This window comes from Streptomyces sp. NBC_01314, assembly GCF_041435215.1.
In the GTDB taxonomy this organism is placed as follows: domain Bacteria; phylum Actinomycetota; class Actinomycetes; order Streptomycetales; family Streptomycetaceae; genus Streptomyces.
This window is the reverse complement of record NZ_CP108394.1, coordinates 3,782,628-3,800,898: the sequence shown is the minus strand read 5'-3', so window position 1 is coordinate 3,800,898 and position 18,271 is coordinate 3,782,628. Positions and strand designations below refer to the sequence as shown.

At 68.5% G+C, this 18,271-nt stretch carries 18 protein-coding genes and 3 pseudogenes; 13 read left to right on the top strand and 8 right to left on the bottom strand.

The window, feature by feature from the left end:
* Window positions 1-184 precede the first annotated feature (184 nt).
* A complete protein-coding gene (locus tag OG622_RS16545; protein WP_371576854.1) occupies window positions 185-1,453 on the top strand; it encodes an MFS transporter in 1,269 nt (422 codons plus the stop codon).
* 117 nt (window positions 1,454-1,570) lie between these two features.
* Here the strand turns inward: OG622_RS16545 and OG622_RS16540 are convergent, their stop codons facing one another.
* Window positions 1,571-2,284 carry a PepSY domain-containing protein gene (locus OG622_RS16540; RefSeq protein ID WP_371576853.1) on the bottom strand — a complete coding sequence of 238 codons (714 nt, stop codon included), beginning with the start codon at window positions 2,282-2,284 and terminating at the stop codon, window positions 1,571-1,573.
* 172 nt (window positions 2,285-2,456) lie between these two features.
* On the opposite strand from OG622_RS16540, the gene OG622_RS16535 reads away from it, so the two are divergent.
* Window positions 2,457-3,125, top strand: a complete 669-nt coding sequence (locus OG622_RS16535) for a response regulator transcription factor (protein WP_371576852.1) — start codon at window positions 2,457-2,459, stop codon at window positions 3,123-3,125.
* Window positions 3,122-4,543, top strand: coding sequence for an ATP-binding protein (locus OG622_RS16530; RefSeq protein WP_371576851.1), 1,422 nt, complete (start codon window positions 3,122-3,124; stop codon window positions 4,541-4,543). Before OG622_RS16535 ends, OG622_RS16530 begins: the two co-directional genes overlap by 4 nt.
* A 96-nt stretch (window positions 4,544-4,639) precedes the next feature.
* Here OG622_RS16530 and OG622_RS16525 read toward each other — a convergent pair whose 3' ends face one another.
* The 4 genes from OG622_RS16525 to OG622_RS16510 all read right to left on the bottom strand — a co-directional run bounded on the left by OG622_RS16525 (window position 4,640) and on the right by OG622_RS16510 (window position 7,337).
* Window positions 4,640-5,116, bottom strand: coding sequence for a MarR family winged helix-turn-helix transcriptional regulator (locus OG622_RS16525; RefSeq protein WP_371576850.1), 477 nt, complete (start codon window positions 5,114-5,116; stop codon window positions 4,640-4,642).
* A gap of 136 nt (window positions 5,117-5,252) precedes the next feature.
* Window positions 5,253-6,050 carry an AIM24 family protein gene (locus OG622_RS16520; RefSeq protein ID WP_371584113.1) on the bottom strand — a complete coding sequence of 266 codons (798 nt, stop codon included), beginning with the start codon at window positions 6,048-6,050 and terminating at the stop codon, window positions 5,253-5,255.
* Between the two features lie 2 nt (window positions 6,051-6,052).
* Entirely contained in the window at window positions 6,053-6,703 is a 651-nt protein-coding gene (locus OG622_RS16515; protein ID WP_371576849.1) for an AIM24 family protein, read from the bottom strand.
* A gap of 1 nt (window position 6,704) precedes the next feature.
* Window positions 6,705-7,337, bottom strand: a complete 633-nt coding sequence (locus tag OG622_RS16510; protein WP_371584112.1) for an AIM24 family protein — start codon at window positions 7,335-7,337, stop codon at window positions 6,705-6,707.
* Window positions 7,338-7,528: 191 nt separating this feature from the next.
* Between OG622_RS16510 and OG622_RS16505 the strand changes: the two genes are divergently transcribed.
* The 3 genes and pseudogenes from OG622_RS16505 (at window position 7,529) to OG622_RS16495 (ending at window position 9,445) form a co-directional block, all read left to right on the top strand.
* Complete coding sequence (locus OG622_RS16505; protein ID WP_371576848.1) at window positions 7,529-7,894, top strand: DUF3817 domain-containing protein; 366 nt, start codon at window positions 7,529-7,531, stop codon at window positions 7,892-7,894.
* Window positions 7,891-8,028 (top strand): annotated as a pseudogene (locus OG622_RS16500) (MTH1187 family thiamine-binding protein); the annotation flags it as partial. The gene OG622_RS16505 and the pseudogene OG622_RS16500, both read left to right, overlap by 4 nt.
* Before the next feature lie 19 nt (window positions 8,029-8,047).
* Entirely contained in the window at window positions 8,048-9,445 is a 1,398-nt protein-coding gene (locus tag OG622_RS16495) for a recombinase family protein (protein WP_371576847.1), read from the top strand.
* A gap of 246 nt (window positions 9,446-9,691) precedes the next feature.
* Here OG622_RS16495 and OG622_RS16490 read toward each other — a convergent pair whose 3' ends face one another.
* Window positions 9,692-10,363, bottom strand: coding sequence for a hypothetical protein (locus OG622_RS16490; protein ID WP_371572328.1), 672 nt, complete (start codon window positions 10,361-10,363; stop codon window positions 9,692-9,694).
* A gap of 69 nt (window positions 10,364-10,432) precedes the next feature.
* A complete protein-coding gene (locus tag OG622_RS16485; RefSeq protein ID WP_371572326.1) occupies window positions 10,433-11,668 on the bottom strand; it encodes an IS701 family transposase in 1,236 nt (411 codons plus the stop codon).
* 791 nt (window positions 11,669-12,459) lie between these two features.
* On the opposite strand from OG622_RS16485, the gene OG622_RS16480 reads away from it, so the two are divergent.
* From OG622_RS16480 to OG622_RS16455, 6 genes and pseudogenes are all read left to right on the top strand, one after another.
* On the top strand, window positions 12,460-12,696 hold the full coding sequence (locus OG622_RS16480) for an HNH endonuclease (RefSeq protein ID WP_371576846.1): 237 nt from the start codon (window positions 12,460-12,462) through the stop codon (window positions 12,694-12,696).
* Between the two features lie 308 nt (window positions 12,697-13,004).
* Window positions 13,005-13,796: a class I SAM-dependent methyltransferase gene (locus OG622_RS16475; protein ID WP_371576845.1), complete on the top strand. Its 792-nt coding sequence runs from the start codon at window positions 13,005-13,007 to the stop codon at window positions 13,794-13,796.
* 225 nt (window positions 13,797-14,021) lie between these two features.
* Complete coding sequence (locus tag OG622_RS16470) at window positions 14,022-14,621, top strand: recombinase family protein (RefSeq protein WP_371576844.1); 600 nt, start codon at window positions 14,022-14,024, stop codon at window positions 14,619-14,621.
* A 311-nt stretch (window positions 14,622-14,932) separates the two neighbouring features.
* Window positions 14,933-15,094: pseudogene (locus tag OG622_RS16465) on the top strand (MTH1187 family thiamine-binding protein); the annotation flags it as partial.
* A 67-nt stretch (window positions 15,095-15,161) separates the two neighbouring features.
* Window positions 15,162-15,326 (top strand): annotated as a pseudogene (locus OG622_RS16460) (DUF4166 domain-containing protein); the annotation flags it as partial.
* A 67-nt stretch (window positions 15,327-15,393) separates the two neighbouring features.
* Complete coding sequence (locus OG622_RS16455; RefSeq protein WP_371576843.1) at window positions 15,394-15,903, top strand: MarR family winged helix-turn-helix transcriptional regulator; 510 nt, start codon at window positions 15,394-15,396, stop codon at window positions 15,901-15,903.
* Window positions 15,904-15,973: 70 nt separating this feature from the next.
* On the opposite strand, the gene OG622_RS16450 is transcribed toward OG622_RS16455, so the two are convergent.
* The gene (locus OG622_RS16450; protein ID WP_371576842.1) at window positions 15,974-16,315 is read right to left on the bottom strand and encodes a DUF3817 domain-containing protein; all 342 of its coding nucleotides are present in this window, start codon (window positions 16,313-16,315) and stop codon (window positions 15,974-15,976) included.
* Window positions 16,316-16,409: 94 nt separating this feature from the next.
* On the opposite strand from OG622_RS16450, the gene OG622_RS16445 reads away from it, so the two are divergent.
* The gene (locus tag OG622_RS16445) at window positions 16,410-18,110 is read left to right on the top strand and encodes a methylmalonyl-CoA mutase (protein ID WP_371576841.1); all 1,701 of its coding nucleotides are present in this window, start codon (window positions 16,410-16,412) and stop codon (window positions 18,108-18,110) included.
* The last annotated feature ends 161 nt before the right edge of the window (window positions 18,111-18,271 follow it).

Below are 18,271 nucleotides of genomic sequence, written 5' to 3'. Positions count from 1 at the left end.
CGCGCGACAAGCCCCCACTCGCCCGCACCCGCTCACGAACTCTTGCCCCGAGCGCTGTCGCGGGCTGCTAATTTGGCCGCATGTTCCTTCACTCCGCGTAGAGGCGGACCACCCCGCAGGCGACGTGTCGTTGCCGCGCGGGACACCGGTGTCCCCCTTCGCCTCCGAGTGAGGAACATTTCGCATGTCCGCGACCTCTTCGCGGCCTTCGTACGCCGCGGTGCTCCGCATCCCGTACGCCCGCCGCACCTTCGCCGCCGTACTCGTCGGCCGGCTCTCCTACGGCATGGTGCCCGTCGCCGTGCTGCTCGCCGTGACCCGGGCGACGGGGTCGTACGCCGTCGCCGGCACGGTCATGGCCCTGTTCGGGGCCACCAGTGTCTCTCTGTCGCCGGTGCGGGCGGCGCTGGTCGACCGGTACGGCCCACGCCGGGCGCTGCTGCCGATGGCCTCGCTGTACGCCGTACTGCTCGGGGTGCTGGCGGTGGCGAGTGGTCGGCCGGGGGCGTCGGGGCCGGTGCTGGGGGCGGTCGCGGCGGCGGCGGGAGCCTGTACTCCGCCGCTCGGGCCGACGATGCGGGCGGTGTGGAGCGAACTCGCGGCGGACCGGGGGCTGTTGCAGCGCGCGTACAGCCTCGACGGGGTCGCGGAGGAACTGCTGTTTGTGTCGGGACCGTTGGCGGTGGGCGGGGTGGTGCAGGTCGCCGCTCCGGCCGCCGCCGTGGCCGTGGGAGCGGTGCTGGTGGTGGCGGGGACCTTCGGGTTCGTGACCTCTCCGGCCGTGGCGCGTATGCCGGGGCGTCGGCCCGCGCCGAAGGACGGGGCCCGGCAACGGAAGCCGCGGGGGCCGGCCGGGACCGTGCCGCCCGTCGTCGCGGCCGGCGGGGTCGGGCTGTCGCTCGGCGCGCTCGACCTGCTCGTGCTGGCCTTCGCCGAGCAGCAAGGGCACGGGGACGACGTCGTGGCCTGGTTCTTCGCCGCGCTGTCCGCCGGGAGCGCGGCGGGCGGCCTGCTGTACGGCGCCGTCGAGTGGCGCTCCGGCGCCCCCGTGCGGCTGTCGCTGCTGACAGCGGGCCTCGGCCTCACTCTCGCCGGTGCCGGGCTCGCCCCGAACCTCGCCGTCCTCACCGGCGCCATCGTCTGTGCCGGCCTCTTCGTCGCCCCGGCCCTGACCACCGCCTACCTGGTCGCCGACGCCGCCGCCCCGCCCGCCGCCCGCACCAGATCCGGTGCCTGGGTCAACACGGCCGTCAACGCCGGCATCTCGGCGGGAGCGGCCACCTCGGGCCTCTTGGTGGCCCACTTCTCCCCGGCCCTCGGCTTCGCCCTCGCGGGCGGCGCGGCCCTGCTCGCGGCGACCGCCGTGGGGACCGCGGTCGGGGCGGGGAGGCGGCGGGGTGGTGCCGTGGGGCTGGAGGAGGGTGCGGTGGAGCGGGCCGCTGAACTGCGGTGAGCGGGCCCGAACGGCTCGCGGCGGCCCCTGGGACGGCGGTAGGGGCACCCGGTGCCATGCACCGGGTGCCCCTACCTGGGGGGGAGAGAAAGGCTTCTGAGCCGCGGGGCGAGGAGGTCAGTCCTCCGTGCGGTCGGCGGTGAGCTTGCCGGAGCCGAGGTCGACCCTCCAGTCGCTGCCGGTGCCGTCGGCGGCGGTGGTGTCGGCCTCCCAGGCCTGGTCCGTGCTCTCCTCGTCGAGGTCGACGGAGGTCACCGTGCCCTTGGCGGCGGCGGCCTCGGCGGCCTCCGCGGCCGTCACGGAGCTGCCCTGCAGGGCAGCCCGGATCTGCGCGGTCTCGGCGGCGTCGTCACCGTCGTCGTCCCGGTCGGCGAGCGCGCCGAGGACCTTGCCGGTGCCGGGGTCGACCTGGACGCTGAACCACTTGCCGCCGCCTGTCAGCACGTCGACGTCCCAGACCAGGTTCGTGCCCTCGTCGTCGAGGTCGGCGGAGACCGCCGTACCGGACTTGTGCTTCAGCGCCGTCCTGATCGCGTCGGCGGCCGTGACCTGACCGGCCTTCGCCTCGGCGGCGTTCTCGGCCTTGTCCTCGGCGTCCTGGTCCGTGTCGCGGGCGGCCTTGTCCTCGGCCTTGTCCTCGGCCTGGTCCTCGGCCTGGTCCTGGGCCGTGTCGTCGGTGTCGGTGTCGGCGCGGTTGTTGTCGTCGTTCGACACCGACACGGTCTTCTTCGCCGGCGCCTCGTCGTCACCCGCGACCGCGATGGCGGTCGCGGTGCCGCCGCCGATCAGCGCTACGGCCGTGATGGTGGCGATGACGATGTTGCGCTTCATGGGATTCCTCCAGAATGCGACTGGCTGCAACCAGTAACGGATGGTGTCGCCGGTTGCAGGCGGCTTGTCGGCCTCGTCTGCTTTCGACGAGGACCAATCTGGCCGACCGACGCTGAAGCGGACCTGAAGCCCCCTGAAGACCGTTTCAGGTTCGGTTTGCCAAGCTGAACGCATGCGTCTGTTGATCGTGGAAGATGAGAAGCGGCTCGCGGTGTCGCTGGCCAAGGGACTGACGGCCGAGGGCTACGCCGTGGACGTCGTCCACGACGGCGTCGAGGGCCTGCACCGGGCGAGCGAGGGGTCGTACGACCTCGTGATCCTCGACATCATGCTGCCAGGCATGAACGGCTACCGCGTGTGCGGCGCCCTGCGCGCCGCCGGACACGACGTGCCGATCCTGATGCTCACCGCCAAGGACGGCGAGTACGACGAGGCCGAGGGCCTCGACACGGGCGCCGACGACTATCTGACCAAGCCGTTCTCGTACGTCGTCCTCGTCGCCCGCGTGAAGGCGCTGCTGCGGCGGAGCGCCCCGTCGGGCGGCGCCTCGCCCGTGCACGAGGTCGGCGACCTGAAGCTCGACACCGCCGCCCGGCGGGTGTTCGTCGGCGAGGACGAGATAGCCCTCACCACCAAGGAGTTCTCCGTCCTGGAACAGCTCGTGCTGAGAGCCGGTGAGGTCGTGTCCAAGGCAGACATCCTGGAGCATGTCTGGGACTTCGCCTATGACGGCGACCCGAACATCGTCGAGGTCTACATCAGCACCCTGCGCCGCAAGCTCGGCCCCACGCTGATCAAGACCGTACGCGGTGCCGGATACAGACTGGAGGTCCGTCCGTGAAGCGCCGTCTCGGCTCGGTGCGGGCGCGTGCCACCCTCGCCGCGACCGTCGTCGTCGCCGTGGCGCTGGTCGCCGCGGGCACGGCCGTCCTGCTCGCGCTGCGGTTCACCCTCACCGACAAGGCGGACGCGGAGGCCGACTCCGTGGCCCGTAACGCCGCTTCGGCGCTGGCGAACGGCTTCGCCTACGACGAGCTGCGGCTGCCGGACGGTGACGAGAACCCCGTCGAGGTCCTGGACCGCAACGAGAAGCCCGTCGCCGTCGGCGAGGACGTCGAGGGCATGAACGTGACGGCCGTGGCCTCGGACCGGCTGAACTCCGAGACCAACGACGACGCCGACGACCGGGCGGAGGGCGACCGGGACGCGGAGGACGACGGCACTCTCGATGCCCGCGAGATCGCCGACGAGACGTGGTACGGCGAGGGCACCGCGACGGTCGAGGGGGTGACGGCCGACTACCGGTTCGCCGCGGTCGACGTGGTCACGCCGGCCGGCGTTCCGCTCACCGTCTACGCGGGCGCCCCGCTCTCCACCGAGGAGGACGCCGTCGGCACCGCGTCGACGACGATGCTCATCGGGCTGCCGCTCCTGCTGGTGACGGTCAGCGGGGTGACGTACTTCGTGACCGGGCGGGCGCTGCGCCCCGTCGAGGGCATCCGTTCCGAGATGGCCGCCGTCACCGCCTCCGAGGATCTCTCCCGACGTGTCCCCGAGCCGGACACGCACGACGAGATCGCCCGGCTCGCGCGTACGACGAACGAGACGCTGGCCGCGCTGGAGAGCTCGGTGGAGCGGCAGCGCGTGTTCGTCGCGGACGCCTCGCACGAGCTGCGCAGCCCGATCGCGTCGCTGCGCACCCAGCTGGAGGTGGGCGCGGCGCACCCGGAGCTGCTGGACCTGGAGGGGGCGGTCCAGGACACCGTGCGACTGCAGAGCCTCGCCGCCGACCTGCTGCTGCTCGCGCGACTGGACGCCGGGGAGCGGCCGCCGCCGGATGCCCGGTTCGACCTGGCGAAGGTCGTACGGGACGAGGTGGCGTCCCGCGACGGCGTGACCCTGGAAGGCATCGAGTCCGTGGAGCTGCGGGGCTCGCGCAACCAGATCTGCCGCGTCCTCGGCAACCTCCTGGACAATGCCCGCCGCCACGCCCACGACCGGGTCGCCGTCACCCTGCGCACCACCCCGGACCTGGCGATCCTCCAGGTCACGGACGACGGCGCGGGAGTCCCGGTCGCCGACCGCGAACGCATCTTCGAACGCTTTGTGCGCCTGGACGAGTCCCGGGCGAGGGACGACGGCGGCGCGGGCCTGGGCCTCGCCATAGCCAAAAACATCGCCGTGCGGCACGGAGGCACGTTGGCAGTCGGGGACGCCCCCGGCGGAGGTGCGCTCTTCGAACTCCGGTTGCCGCTTTGAGGGGCGCGGGGAACTGCGCGACCAGCCACGGTCAACCCGCGGCCACAAAACGCCCTGCAGTCCCCCGACGCTCAAACGGTCAACCGGAGCGGAGCGCTACGGCTTACCGCGGTGGCTCCGGAGGTGTCCCGCGATCGGCGCCAGCGACCTGTGCAGCTCCTCCAGCGCCTCCTCCGGCAGCAGATCGATGAAGTGCCGCCGCACGGAGGCGACATGATGCGGCGCCACCCGCTGCATCATCTCCATGCCGTGCTCCGTCAGTACGGCGAACAGCCCGCGCCGGTCCGACTCGCAGTTCTCCCGGCGCACCAGGTCCGCGTTCTCCATACGCGTGACCTGGTGGGAGAGGCGGCTCTTGGACTGAAGGGTGGCGGCGGCGAGGTCGCTCATCCGCATCCGCCGGCCCTCCGACTCGGAGAGGTTCACCAGGATCTCGTAGTCGTTCATTGTCAGGCCGAATGGCTGCAGGTCCCTTTCGAGCTGGTGCGTCAGCAGTCTGTTGACGTCCAGATGGGTGCGCCAGGCGCACTGCTCCGCATCGTTCAGCCAGCGCGTGGCCGTTTCGGTCTCCATGAATGAAGTCTACCTAAAAGGTTGAAAGGCGAACTAGTGAGGGTTCGGTGTGGCCGCTCGTAAGGACAGGTCGGGTGTTACGGGTCGGAGTGCGACAACGCGCACACGTTCGATGTCACACTCCGCAGACTACCGCTCACAGCCCGAAGCGACGCTGGAGGTCCCCCAGCTGTCCGGGAAGGCGCGGTGCCCCCGCCGGCTGTCCGTGCGCACCGGGTACCCCGCCGCCGCCGGGTACGCCCGGCTCGTGCGGGACCATGCCCGTGGCCTGCTCCGCCATCAGGGTTTCGGACGACTGGAGCAGGACCGTGCCCGCCCCGACGAACTCGAACTGGTGCTCCTCACCGGAGGCGCCGCCGATGCCCGTCATCGCACGTAGGCCGCCCATGAGGCCCGCCATGTAACCGTGGTCGTAGTGGTGGCACGGGGAGGGGCAGTCGGCCCACCCGACCAGCGCCTGGGGGTCGACCCGGATGGGGGGTTCCATGAACACCACCGGGCCGTTGGAGGCCGCCACGAACTTGCCCGTGCCGATCAGGGTCAGGAAGCCCGGGACGATCGACTGCTTCAGCGCGAGAGTTGGCTGAAAAGCGAGGAGGTTGCCCGAGCGAATGGTCAGGTTGCCGTCTTCGAGGTCGTACGAATTGACGTCGAAGGCCCGGTCGGCGAGGAGCATCTTGCCGGAGCCCTCGGCGACGACCCAGTCGCTCGCGTGCAGAGGCGAATGAAAAGACGTACGGACGAGACCGCCGAAACGGCCGTGTCCGATGCCGTTGAACTCCATCTGGCCGTAGTAGGCGATCATCTTGCCCTTCTGCAGGAACCACTGGCTCCCCTTGAGCTCCACGCAGAAGGTGTAGTTGTTGACGTTGTCGTCGGACGGCAGCGTCATCGGGTCGTGGACGGTCGGGCCGGCGCCCGGAGCCCCGTACATGCTCACAGCTTCTCCTCCGAGGCCTGGACGTACACCGCACCACTGCCGCTCAGCTCCAGCTGGAACGCCTCACCGGAGCCCCGGCCCACCATGTCGCGCCAGCCGAGCGCGGTGGACAGCTTGTTGCGTACGTCGCCGTGGTGCGCCACGTACGCCTGCGGGTCCACGTGGACCGGGCGCTGGGGGGTGATCGGGACCTCGATGACCCCGCCGTGCGCCATGACCGCGACCGCCCCGTGCCCCTTGAGGGTGGTGGTGAACAGGCCCTGGCCGGTCACCTGGCCCCGGACCATGCCCATGACGCCGCCCTGCGAGCCCATGAACATCGTGCCCTGCTGAAGGGTGCCGTCGAAGGCCAGCAGGCGGTCGGCCTCGACGTAGAGGGTCTCGCCGGTCAGGCCGATCACCTGGATGTGGTGACCACCGTGCCCGAACAGCACCGTGCCGCTGCCCTCGACCGTCATCAGCGGCGTCGCCTCGCCCGCCACCCGGCGGCCGATCATCGACGCGATACCGCCCTGACCGCCCTGCACGTTGGGGGTGAAGGACACCTCACCCTTGTAGGCGAGCATCGCGCCGCGCTGGCTGAACAGCCGCTGGCCCGGCATCACGGTCGCCTCGATCATCTTCGAGTTGATCTCACGGAAGGCCATGTCACACGTCTCCCGCCACCGTGTTGCGCTCGCTGGGCTGGACATAGACGAGTCCGTCGCCCTCGAAGCGGATCTGGAAGGCCTCGCCGCCGCCCTCGCCCATGAGTGTGCGGAATGTCACACCGGACTGGAAGGACTGCTGGAGGTTGCCCTGGTGCGCGATGTACGCCCCCGGGTCCACCGTCAGCGGGTACTGGCGGCTCACCCTCAGCACCACCGCCGGGCCGTCGGACATGATCGCCGCCTGGCCGTGGCCCTCGATGGTCGTGGTGAACAGGCCGTTGCCCTGCGAGGCGCCGCGCAGCCCCGTGAAACTCGTGCCCGTGCGCAGTCCGGAGTCCGTCGCGAGCAGATTGCTCGACTCCACGTACAGCTTGTCCCCCTGAAGATTCACAAGGTTGATCTCGGACGCCCGGTCCGCGAACCAGCAGGTCCCTTGCCCGGTCACCTCCATCAACGTCATCTGTTCACCCGTGAGGCGCCGCGTCACCATCCCGCGCAGACCCTCACCGCCGCCGCTCAGCTTCTTGAACGACATCTGACCGTCGTAGGCGACCATCGAGCCGTTCTTCGCCTTGACGGCGTTCCCGGTCATGTCGACGGCCAGCACTTTGCTGCCTTGAAGTCGGAACATTGCCACGGGGTGACGGTAACCGGCCAAAGGGGGGACAGGACAGGTACTTGAGGGGGATCTCGTCCCCGAAGGGACCCCTAGGGCCATCGGGAGGTTGACGGATGCCAGAATGGACGTCGCTTGTGCTTCCGTTCACAAGGATCGCCAAGCGACGCGACGACTCTCCCCGCCGACCTCACCGAAGGTGACCAGTGGACATAAAGACCGCCTCCGCCCTCCGCCGCCTGCGCCTCGTCTCCGCCCCCGAGGCCGTCTCCTTCCTGCTGCTGCTCGTCTGCTCGGTGCTCAAGCGCACCACGGACTTCAACGCGGTGCCGGTGATGGGCTGGGTCCACGCCACCCTCTTCATCCTGTACCTGGTCTTCTGGGCCGACGCCTGGAACCGCACGAAGTGGTCCCCGAAGACCGCCGCGCTCTACTTCGCCCTCTCCGTCCTGCCCACCGGCGGCTTCTTCGCCGACCGCAAGCTCCGCCGCGAGGCCGAGAACGCGGTCGGGGCGGCGCTCGCGTCCCGCTCCCGCGCCCGCGACGAGGACGAAGGGGCCGTGAAAGCGTGATCGTCGCCTTCTCCGTGACCCCGCTCGGCGTCGGTGAGGACGTGGCGGAGCACGTCGCCGACGCCGTACGGGTCGTCCGCGCATCGGGCCTGCCGAACCGTACCGATGTCATGTTCACCTCGATCGAGGGCAAACGCGGGTAGCCTGGAGTACATGGCCACCACGGCGATCTACCTGCGACTGTCCCGCGAGAGCGACGACAGTGCTTCAACCGAGACCCAGCGCGCTGCGGCCCATCAGTGGCTTACCGCCCATGGGCACGACCCGGCCGAAGCCATCGAGTACATAGATGCAGGCGTCAGCGGAGCCAAGCCGCTGGAGCAGCGCAGGGGCATGTCGGCGCTGATGGTGGCAAGGCCTGATGTGGTGATCGCATGGAAGCTGGACCGTTACGCCCGCAGCATGAGCGAGTTCCTGCGGCTGGTGGCGTGGGCGGAAGCCTATGGGGTCAAGATCGCGACCACAGACAACACGATCGACACCAGCACACCGACTGGCCGCATGGTGGGGAACGTCCTCGCTGCCCTCGCTGAGTGGGAACGCAGCATGATCGCTGCCCGTATCAGCGAAGGGCACGAGACGCGCCGGACACAGGGGCGGTGGTCCAGCGGGAGAGCGCCGTTCGGTTACCAGATCACCCGGCGGGATGGTGCGGCCTATCTCGCCGTCGACGATGCGCAGGCCGAGCTCATCCGCGCTGCAGTGGCCAAGCTGATCAGCGATGGCACGGTAGCGGGAACCGCCCGCATGGTCGGCTTGTCTGAACCCCAGTGGCGCAGACTCCTGAAGTCGCCGACGCTCCGGGGCCACCGTGCCCACAAAGGCGCCCTGGTGCTGTCTGCCGATGGCGTCACGCCGGTTCAGTTCGCCGACCCGATCCTGACTGCCGCCGAAGCAAAAGCCGTCCGGGAACGTCTACTCGCGCTGGCCACCGGCACCGACCGTGCACCACGCCGGGCGACTCCCCTGGTTGCTGGTCTGGCGTTCTGCTATCGCTGCGCGGGCAGGCTCAATGGCGGAACCAGCGATAAGGGCATCCCGCTGTACCGCTGTAAGGCTGGCCACGTGACGATCTACGCAGAGACGTTGGATCAGCGGGTGGAGGCCGAATTCCTGCGTACCTGGGGGAAGTTCGCTGAGCACGTAGTGCGCCTGGAAGGTGGGAACGATCTTTCCGACGAGATGATCGCTGCTCAGGAGCAAGCTCGCCGGCTGGGGGAACGCATGGCCACCGCCGGGCCGCTGATGCTGGCGACACTGAGCGAGATGGAAGCAGAGCTAGAAGCCGCCTACGCCGCTCTGCGGGCCGCTCATGACCCGGAGGTGCGGGAGATCCAAGTTCCCACCGGCCGGACCATGGCGGATGCATGGGAGGCTTCGCCGGAGTCGCGTAGCCGCTTGCTCGCTGACCTACACCTGCGGGTGACCCTGTGGCCGAAGCAGGAGGCGGAGCGGCTGAGAGTCGAGTGGGGGCCGGAAGGCTGGGCGGAAGCCGAACTACAGGGCATCGCCCTCGTGGAAAGCGGCCTACTCGACCAGGCGCCCGTGTGAGCGCCGTTCACGGCCCGTTGTCGGTAACCCCCGGCGGCGGGCCGTTCGGCACTCCTGGGGGTGTGCGCCCCTCCCTGCGGTGCCGTCGGCGGCTGTGTCTAGAGGCGAGCTTGGTATCGCACTTCGGTTCGGGTTTCGTCGGCGGTGTGACGAAGTGTCGTCCGGGGGGGTCCGCTAGTACTCCAGCCGTAGATCGTTACGGGCGTGGCGGCGTGCGGCAGTTACGCATTGCCAGGCCCGTCCTACTCAGGGTGCGGGCCTGCCCAACCACGGCCTTAAGCCCCGCTGCGCGACCCGCAGCACGTCATCAGGCGGCAGTCCATCGGCTGGTTCGATCACAACGAGTCCCCAGTTCTTCCGGCCGACGGTGTCGAGCGTCACCGCACGCTCGCGCAGCAGGTACTTCACCGCCGACGCGACGTCAGCCACTGGAGGGCTTACCTCGGAGCGGGCGAGCTTCTCGACATACCAGTCCAGCCACTGCTCCCCTTCTCTCCTGGCGGCTCGGGACAATGCAGCTTCGGCGTTCCCATCGAGAAAGACCATGACCGGGCAGAGCGGCGCGAGCACCTCTGTGAGCTCAGTCATGAATGCATCGATCGTCTCTTCGCCGTGCCCCATGGCCAGCAGCGTCGGCACGAACGGCATCAGGGCGTCCGCGATCACCACGTCATCGCCGGTCGCCAGAACCGCGTCAACGAACTCGGCAGTTGTTGCGATCAACGTCCCCAGGTCGACGGCGCCGGTCGCCTTGAACTCCTCAGCCACCGGGGCAAACTGCGGCCTGGTCAAGATCTCTTCCTCGCGGAAGTGGTCCACCCGCAGTCCCGCATCGGCAAGCCATCGGGACAGGCCGGCGCAAAGCGTCGACTTGCCCACTCCGGGAGATGCTCCCCACACGGTGATCAGAACCGTCATGGCAGCCGAGCCTAGGAACGGCAGTCATCGCTGCCAACCCCGCCGCGTCTCTGCCGCAGGTCCTGCCCTTCATGCCGGAACGGATCGGCGCTGGTAGTGGCTGGTCCGGGATCGGGCCTGATGGCGGCGGCGCCAGTCGGACCAGCTGAGCCGATGGGCGATGTCGGGGGCGGGCCGGACGACGAGCGTAATGAACAGGCGCTGGATCTCGTTGCAGGTGAGCTGTATGAGGCCGTCCGGTGTGGGGCTGCGGGCGTGTTCGTCCGCGCGGACGACGGCCAGGAAGGCATGCGCGAGCATGGCGAGGGTGACCCAGCGGGACCAGGATGCGTAGCGGCGGACCTGGTGCTCGTCCAGGGCGGCCAGGCCCTTTCCGGCCTGGAAGAACTCCTCGACTCGCCACCTGGACCCAGCGACTTGCACCAGCGTGGTCAGGGGAACCGGTTCGGGCGAGTAGCAGCGGTAGTAGGCGACTTCGCCGGTACTGCGGTTGCGGCGGATCAGGAGTTGGCGACTGCCGGGTCCGGCATCGGTGAGATCAATAACGGCCCAGTCGTAGAAGCGGTGGCCCTTTGCCCCGGCCCCGGCGGACAGCTTCTGCCAAGCCCGCTTGGGCACCTTCTTGGCGAGGCTGTCCGCACGGAACTTCCTGGCACCGGTGGTGACGCCGTGTGAGCACGCCACCGCGAGCACGTAGCTGATGCCGCGCACCTCCAGCGCGGTTCGCAGTTTCGGGTCGCCGCCGTAGACCTCGTCGCCCGCAACCCAGGTGGCACGGTGGCCGGCGTCCAGAAACCGAGTGACCATGCGGGCCGCGAGCTCCGGCTTGGTGGCGAAGCGCGTCTCTTCTCTCAGCCCTGCGGCGCGGCACCGGTCAGGATCCGAGGTCCAGGAGCGCGGAATGTAGAGTTCCCGGTCCACGGCCGCATGCCCGCGCTGACCTGCGTAGACCATGTAGACAGCGACCTGCGCGTTCTCGATCCGGCCAGCGGTGCCCGTGTATTGGCGCTGGACGCCGACCGTGCTGGTGCCCTTCTTCACGTCCCCGGTCTCGTCGACCACCAGAACCGCTTGGTCGTCTGCCAGATGCTCCAGGACATAGCCGCGCAGGTCGTCGCGGACCTGGTCGGCGTCCCACTTGGCCCGCCCGAGCAAGTGCTGCATGCCGTCCGGGGTGGATTCCCCGGCCCACTCGGCCATGCTCCAGCAGTTCTTGCGCGGCAGATCCGAGAGCATTCCGAGCACCAACTGCCGGACCCGACGCCGCGGTTCGACCCGACTGAACCGGCCTGCAATCTGGCTCATCAGGCCCTCGAACGCCTCCTGCCAACGGGCAGGGTCTACGCTGTGACCTGCGGCCACCGCATGATCGTTTGTCTTCACACACCGATGATCAACGGTGGCCGTACCCATGTCCGCACCGACCCCCACGGACAAGATCACAATCTACGGCTGGAGTACTAGCCCCTGCTTTGCCTCTTTACCCCTTGCCCGGAACCCAACCTCGACCGTTGCAGCTGCTGGCCTGTAGCGCCCTCGCGGAACACTCCATGATCAACAAAAATGGAAAGGTGATCTCGCTTGTCTGCCCTTGATGAGTCGCGCGCAACGTGTTCGGAGTGTGGTGGTACACGTCCCCGTGCGGATCGCAGGACGTGCGGCGCGAGCCTGTGTGTCGAGTCAGCCCGGTTGCAATTGCCGCCCGTCGTGCGCGTGAGGCGGCGCGTGCTGCCGCTGGCGCTCAACGTTGCCACCGCTGTGATGAGCCGCATGGCCGGGTTTCCTGGGCGCTGTACTGCGTGCGCTGCGCTGAGGAGGTGGACGCGTTGCGCCGGGCCGAGCACCGTAAGCGGGTGGAGCGCGAGAGGGAGCAGGTGGCCCGCAATCTGTGTCGGGGGCCGAAGTGCTCGGAGCCTGTAGGTCTGTCGGGTGGCCGTGATCGCGCCTGCTGCTCTGACGCATGCCGCCGTGCCGCTGAGTACGTCCGTAAGCGTGCCCGTACCAAGCCTGAGCCGGTTCCCTGTCGGCGCTGTGGCACGCCCGTGGTTCTCAAGTTCCGTGACGGGGTGTGCCGTTCATGTCAGAAGGTGCAGCGCATGGTGGCACGTCGGGTCACGCTTCAGCGTCGCGTGCGTAAGGCGCACGGGGACGCCGGATGTTTCCACTGCTCTGCGCCGCTTCCCGAAGGGGGTGTGGTTGATCATCTGGTCCCCATATCGCGGGGCGGGCTCTCGGCGGTCGCGAACATGCGCGTGGTCTGCGTGCTCTGCAACGCGTCGAAGAAGGATCAGTTGATGGACGAGTGGTCCCCGCCGCACATGGCGACGCGCTGACGGTCTTCCTGGCAGGCCGGGGAAGGGGTGTGAAACATTCCGACTCCCCTTCTGGGCACCCGCGCCCTTCCTGCCGCGTGTGCGCGCGGGAAATTGCCGGAACTGGTGGGAAAGGCCGCAGTTCAGAGCATGTCTGTGTGCATGGTCCCGCAAGGGGGTTCCGCCCTGGTCATGGTCCCGCGAGTGCGGATGCCTGTCTCAGTTGATGGGGTCTGTCACAGGCCTTTCGAAGTGACCAGACTTCAGCTGGTAGCGATCAGTCCACAAAGGAGGTGTCTCGCCGGGACTGCGCTGGGCAGGGTGAGGCCATGACTTTGGGATTCAGTGGTGACGCTGCCACGTACTACGCGAAGTTTCGGCGTGGTTACCCGCCTGAGGTACTCGACGCGCTGCAAGCAGCCTTCGCAGTGACCGCGAACGACGTCGTCCTCGACCTCGGATGCGGAACCGGACAGCTCGCCGTTCCGCTCGCCTCCCGGGCCCGCTCGGTCATCGGCATGGATCCCGAACCCGACATGCTTCGGCTGGCCAGGGAAACAGCCGCGAGCCACGGCGTGCGGAATGCGACGTGGGTACTCGGCTCCGACACCGACATTCCGGGGCTGGGTGCGCTGGTCGGAAAGGGGTCTCTGGCGATGACGGTCATCGGGCAGGCGCTCCACTGGATGCAACACGATGACCTCTTCCGCGACCTGTCACCGCTGTTCCGGGCAGGGGGAGGTATTGCCGTGGTCAGCAACGGGACGCCGTTGTGGTTGCAGGACAGCGCCTGGTCACGGTCGCTTCGGGCTTGTCTGGAGCACCACTTCCACACAAAGCTGGAGGCGTCATGCGGAACCGCCTCGCATGACCGGATTCGGTATGCCCAGGCACTCGATGCCGCCGGTTTCGAAGATGTGCGGGAGATCGTGAGCGAATACAGCGACGAGTTGAGCTTCGAACAACTCATCGGCGGGGTCTACTCCGCGATCCCTGAGGATGATCTGCCCGCGCCGGACGACCGACCGGCATTTGCTGAGTACATCCGGCAGTCGCTACCAACGGACCGACCCTTCACTGAATATGTCCGAGTCTCCGCACTCGTGGGTCGGATCAGGTAACCAACCGACCAGTCATCAACCGGAAAGGCGAGAACCCGTGAGGCGGGAAACTGACTGCCTCTGTGGGTGTTGCTGTGCGTGATCATCAGAGGGCCGTCTATCAAACGATGGTTATTGAGATGGCCATGTGAGGCAGTCCGAGGGGTGCTTTCGGTGTTCAAAACCCGTCTCAGAACATGCTCGAAAGGCTTGATGTTTTGAGACGAGTTATGAGACGGTCTCGGTGTGACGACGGCGAAGAGCACCGGAACCTTGATCGGCTACCAGCGAGTCAGCACCAATGCGCAGGACGCGCAGCTTCAGGCGGACGCTCTCGCTGAGGCAAGGTGCGCCCGCATCTTCGAGGACAAGGCGTCCGGCAAGAATGCCGACCGTGCCGGGCTGCTCGCTGCTCTCGACTACATGCGGGAGGGCGACACTCTCACCGTGTGGAAGCTGGACCGGTTGGGTCGTTCCACCAAGGACGTGCTCACGATCGCCGAGGATCTGCACGCCCGGGGGATCGCGCTGCGGATTCTGACGGGCACGCTGGCCGGTAGCTACTCCCCGAAGGGTGAGGGCAAGTTCTTCTTCACGATGATGGTTGCCTTTGCTGAGCTTGAGCGAGACATGATCGTTGAGCGCACCCGGGCGGGTCTGGACGCTGCCAAGGCTCAGGGTCGGACGGGTGGGCGGCCGTCCGTCATGGGCGCTGACAAGTTGGCTGCCGCTCGTGCCCGGAAGGCGAAGGGCGAGAGTGTGACGGCCATTGCCAAGGCGCTCAAGGTGTCCCGCGCGACGCTGTATCGGGCGCTTGTCGACACGGAGCGACCCGGCCCGGCTTGAGAGGCCGTCTGCCCGCCATGGTGGACGGCCTATCTCATGTCTGGGCACCGGGGGGTGGGTCAATCTCTGAGCGAAGAGGTCCCAGGGACCCGGCCCCCCGGCGCGCACACGTTCCCGCGAAATCGGGAGCCCCGGGGTCTGCGTGCAACCTTGGCAGGGACCCGCCCCGGTCGGCGTAGCCTCGTTTTGGCTGAACGCCTGGGTGACCGGCTAGCACGTCTCCTGACCTGAGGCGCGTTTGTATCTGTGCTGGGCAGGGATCGTCCGTGGAGCGACGTAGATCGCTATGTACTCAACCCTGCCCACGTTCGGGCGAGTGGGACGAGGTGATGGACGTCGTACGGCGAGCGGTCGCCGCCGTCGAGGAGCGCGCCCCCCGCGTCTCCCTGGTCCTCAAGGCCGACATCCGGCCCGGCGTCACCGACGGCCTCACGTCGAAGGTGGAGAGGGTGGAGCGCCACCTGTCCGCGTAGCCGTGGGCACACTTCCACTTCGAGAACCCCGGTCCCTCTGGGCCGGGGTCTTCTCGTGGCCTGCTGCTGGGATCCGCGCTTCACCGAGATCCGTTACCTCCCGCGCGCGGAGGGCGGGCCGCAGCCTTTCGCGCGTACCTTCGGCCTGCCCGGCCGGTCCCGCCGGTTCGACGCCCAGAGGGTGGTGGACCCCAAGGGCGACCGCGTCCTCGACCACCTGGGCACCCACAGGGCCCCGGGTCGTACCGAAAAGCGAGACGGGGCTGACCAGCATATGACCGGCCGGTAAGGTCGATGCCGTGCCGAAGCCGCTCAGCCTCTCCTTCGATCCCATCTCGCGCGCCGACGAGCACTGGAAGCAGCGCTGGGGGAACGTCCCGTCCATGGCCGCGATCACATCGATCATGCGCGCCCAGCAGATCCTGCTGGCGGAGGTCGACGCGGTGGTCAAGCCGTACGGGCTGACGTTCGCGCGCTATGAGGCGCTCGTGCTGCTCACCTTCTCCCAGAAGGGTGAGCTGCCGATGTCCAAGATCGGCGAACGGCTCATGGTGCACCCGACGTCCGTGACGAACACCGTCGACCGCCTGGTGAGGTCCGGCCTCGTCGACAAACGCCCCAACCCCAACGACGGCCGCGGCACCCTCGCCTCCATCACCGACAAGGGCCGCGAGGTCTGCGACGCCGCGACCCGCGACCTCATGTCCATGGACTTCGGCCTCGGCGCCTACGACACCGAGGAATGCGCGGAGATCTTCGCGATGCTCCGGCCGCTGCGGGTGGCGGCGGGGGATTTCGAAGAGAGCTGAGCCTGTCGCGGCCGGTCCCGGGCTCGCGGCCGGTCCCGGGCTCGCGGCCGGTCCCGGGCTCGGGGCCGGGTCAGGCCGCGGCGGGGTTCGGGGTCGCTTCCTGGATGATCAGCGGCTCGACCTCGCGGCTCACCTTGCGTTCGACGAAGAAGGCGGCCGTGGGGACGGTGCCGGCGAGCAGCACCCAGGCGAGGCGGCCCAGCGGCATCTTCGCCTTGCTGCCGAGGTCGAAGGCGAAGACCAGGTACAGCACGTACAGCCAGCCGTGCGCGAAACCGATCACCGTGACGAAGCCGTCGAAACCGTCCAGATCCAGCAGACGCTTCCCGATCACGCCCGCCGTCAGCAGGATCAGCAGTACGGCGGTGACGTAGGCCATCACCCGGTAGCGGGTCAAGACGCTCTTCTTCATGGCGTCGAGCGTAACGGGTGCTTTTCGGCGCTCCGCGCGCGCGTCCAGCCCTGCGCCACTGTCATTTACTAGGACGTCCTAGTAAATTGGGGTCATGGACGCTGACGCCATCGAAGAGGGACGCCGACGCTGGCAGGATCGCTATGACTCCGCCCGGAAGCGGGAGGGGGACTTCACGACCCTTTCCGGGGACGCGGTGGAGCCTGTGTACGGGCCCAGGGCCGGGGACGCGTATGAGGGCTTCGAACGGATCGGGTGGCCGGGGGAGTATCCGTTCACGCGCGGGCTGTATCCGACGGGGTACCGGGGGCGGACGTGGACGATCCGGCAGTTCGCGGGGTTCGGGAACGCGGAGCAGACGAACGAGCGGTACAAGATGATCCTCGCCAACGGGGGCGGGGGGCTGTCCGTCGCGTTCGACATGCCGACGCTCATGGGGCGGGATTCCGACGATCCGCGGTCGCTCGGTGAGGTCGGGCACTGCGGGGTCGCCATCGACTCCGCCGCCGACATGGAGGTGCTGTTCCAGGGCATTCCGCTGGGGGATGTCACCACGTCCATGACGATCAGCGGGCCCGCCGTTCCGGTCTTCTGCATGTATCTCGTCGCCGCCGAGCGGCAGGGCGTCGCCCCGGGCGTGCTCAACGGCACGCTCCAGACCGACATCTTCAAGGAGTACATCGCGCAGAAGGAGTGGCTCTTCCAGCCCGAGCCGCATCTCCGCCTCATCGGTGACCTCATGGAGCACTGCGCGGCCGAGATCCCCGCCTACAAGCCGCTGTCCGTCTCCGGCTACCACATCCGCGAGGCCGGGGCCACGGCCGCGCAGGAGCTGGCGTACACGCTCGCGGACGGGTTCGGGTACGTGGAGCTGGGGCTCAGCCGCGGCCTGGACGTGGAGGTGTTCGCGCCGGGGCTGTCCTTCTTCTTCGACGCGCATCTCGACTTCTTCGAGGAGATCGCCAAGTTCCGTGCGGCCAGGAGGATCTGGGCGCGGTGGATGCGCGACGTGTACGGGGCGCGGACCGACAAGGCGCAGTGGCTGCGGTTCCACACGCAGACCGCCGGGGTCTCGCTGACCGCGCAGCAGCCGTACAACAACGTGGTGCGTACGGCGGTGGAGGCGCTGTCGGCGGTCCTCGGCGGCACCAACTCCCTGCACACCAACGCCCTCGACGAGACACTGGCTCTCCCGAGCGAGCAGGCGGCGGAGATCGCGCTCAGGACCCAGCAGGTGCTGATGGAGGAGACCGGGGTCGCCAACGTGGCCGATCCGCTGGGCGGTTCGTGGTACGTCGAGCAGCTGACGGACCGGATCGAGGCCGACGCGGAGAGGATCTTCGACCGGATCAGGGAACGGGGGCTGCGGGCGCATCCGGACGGGCTGCATCCCATCGGGCCGATGACGTCCGGCATTCTGCGGGGGATCGAGGACGGGTGGTTCACCGGGGAGATCGCGGAGTCGGCGTTCCGGTACCAGCAGGCCCTGGAGAAGGGCGAGAAGCGGGTCGTCGGTGTCAACGTCCACCATGGGTCCGTGACCGGGGACCTGGAGATTCTGCGGGTCAGCCATGAGGTGGAGAGGGAGCAGGTCCGGGCGCTGGGAGGGAGGAAGGCGGGCCGGGACGACGCCTCCGTGAGCGCCGCCCTCGGTGCCATGCTCGCTGCCGCGCGCGACGGGTCCAACATGATCGGGCCGATGCTCGACGCGGTGCGGGCCGAGGCGACGTTGGGGGAGATCTGCGGGGTGCTGCGGGAGGAGTGGGGGGTGTACACGGAGCCGCCGGGGTTCTGACGAGGGCCGGCGGGTTTCTGGGTGCCGATGTCACCGCCAGGACGGCGCAGGGATTTTCGCCGCCGCCCCTACCCGTCCCTCCCTCATCCAGGGGTCCAGGGGCTGTGCCCCTTCCACCCCCCCCGTCAAAGATTCGGGGCTCCGCCCCGGACCCCGTTCGC

What these genes read in the sequence shown, in the direction of transcription:
- OG622_RS16545 (WP_371576854.1), top strand. Translation starts at nt 185, where the DNA reads ATGTCCGCGACCTCTTCGCGGCCTTCGTACGCCGCGGTGCTCCGCATC.
- OG622_RS16540 (WP_371576853.1), bottom strand. Translation starts at nt 2,284, where the DNA reads ATGAAGCGCAACATCGTCATCGCCACCATCACGGCCGTAGCGCTGATC.
- OG622_RS16535 (WP_371576852.1), top strand. Translation starts at nt 2,457, where the DNA reads ATGCGTCTGTTGATCGTGGAAGATGAGAAGCGGCTCGCGGTGTCGCTG.
- OG622_RS16525 (WP_371576850.1), bottom strand. Translation starts at nt 5,116, where the DNA reads ATGGAGACCGAAACGGCCACGCGCTGGCTGAACGATGCGGAGCAGTGC.
- OG622_RS16520 (WP_371584113.1), bottom strand. Translation starts at nt 6,050, where the DNA reads ATGTACGGGGCTCCGGGCGCCGGCCCGACCGTCCACGACCCGATGACG.
- OG622_RS16515 (WP_371576849.1), bottom strand. Translation starts at nt 6,703, where the DNA reads ATGGCCTTCCGTGAGATCAACTCGAAGATGATCGAGGCGACCGTGATG.
- OG622_RS16510 (WP_371584112.1), bottom strand. Translation starts at nt 7,337, where the DNA reads ATGTTCCGACTTCAAGGCAGCAAAGTGCTGGCCGTCGACATGACCGGG.
- OG622_RS16495 (WP_371576847.1), top strand. Translation starts at nt 8,048, where the DNA reads ATGGCCACCACGGCGATCTACCTGCGACTGTCCCGCGAGAGCGACGAC.
- OG622_RS16490 (WP_371572328.1), bottom strand. Translation starts at nt 10,363, where the DNA reads ATGACGGTTCTGATCACCGTGTGGGGAGCATCTCCCGGAGTGGGCAAG.
- OG622_RS16485 (WP_371572326.1), bottom strand. Translation starts at nt 11,668, where the DNA reads ATGAGCCAGATTGCAGGCCGGTTCAGTCGGGTCGAACCGCGGCGTCGG.
- OG622_RS16480 (WP_371576846.1), top strand. Translation starts at nt 12,460, where the DNA reads ATGGTGGCACGTCGGGTCACGCTTCAGCGTCGCGTGCGTAAGGCGCAC.
- OG622_RS16475 (WP_371576845.1), top strand. Translation starts at nt 13,005, where the DNA reads ATGACTTTGGGATTCAGTGGTGACGCTGCCACGTACTACGCGAAGTTT.
- OG622_RS16450 (WP_371576842.1), bottom strand. Translation starts at nt 16,315, where the DNA reads ATGAAGAAGAGCGTCTTGACCCGCTACCGGGTGATGGCCTACGTCACC.
- OG622_RS16445 (WP_371576841.1), top strand. Translation starts at nt 16,410, where the DNA reads ATGGACGCTGACGCCATCGAAGAGGGACGCCGACGCTGGCAGGATCGC.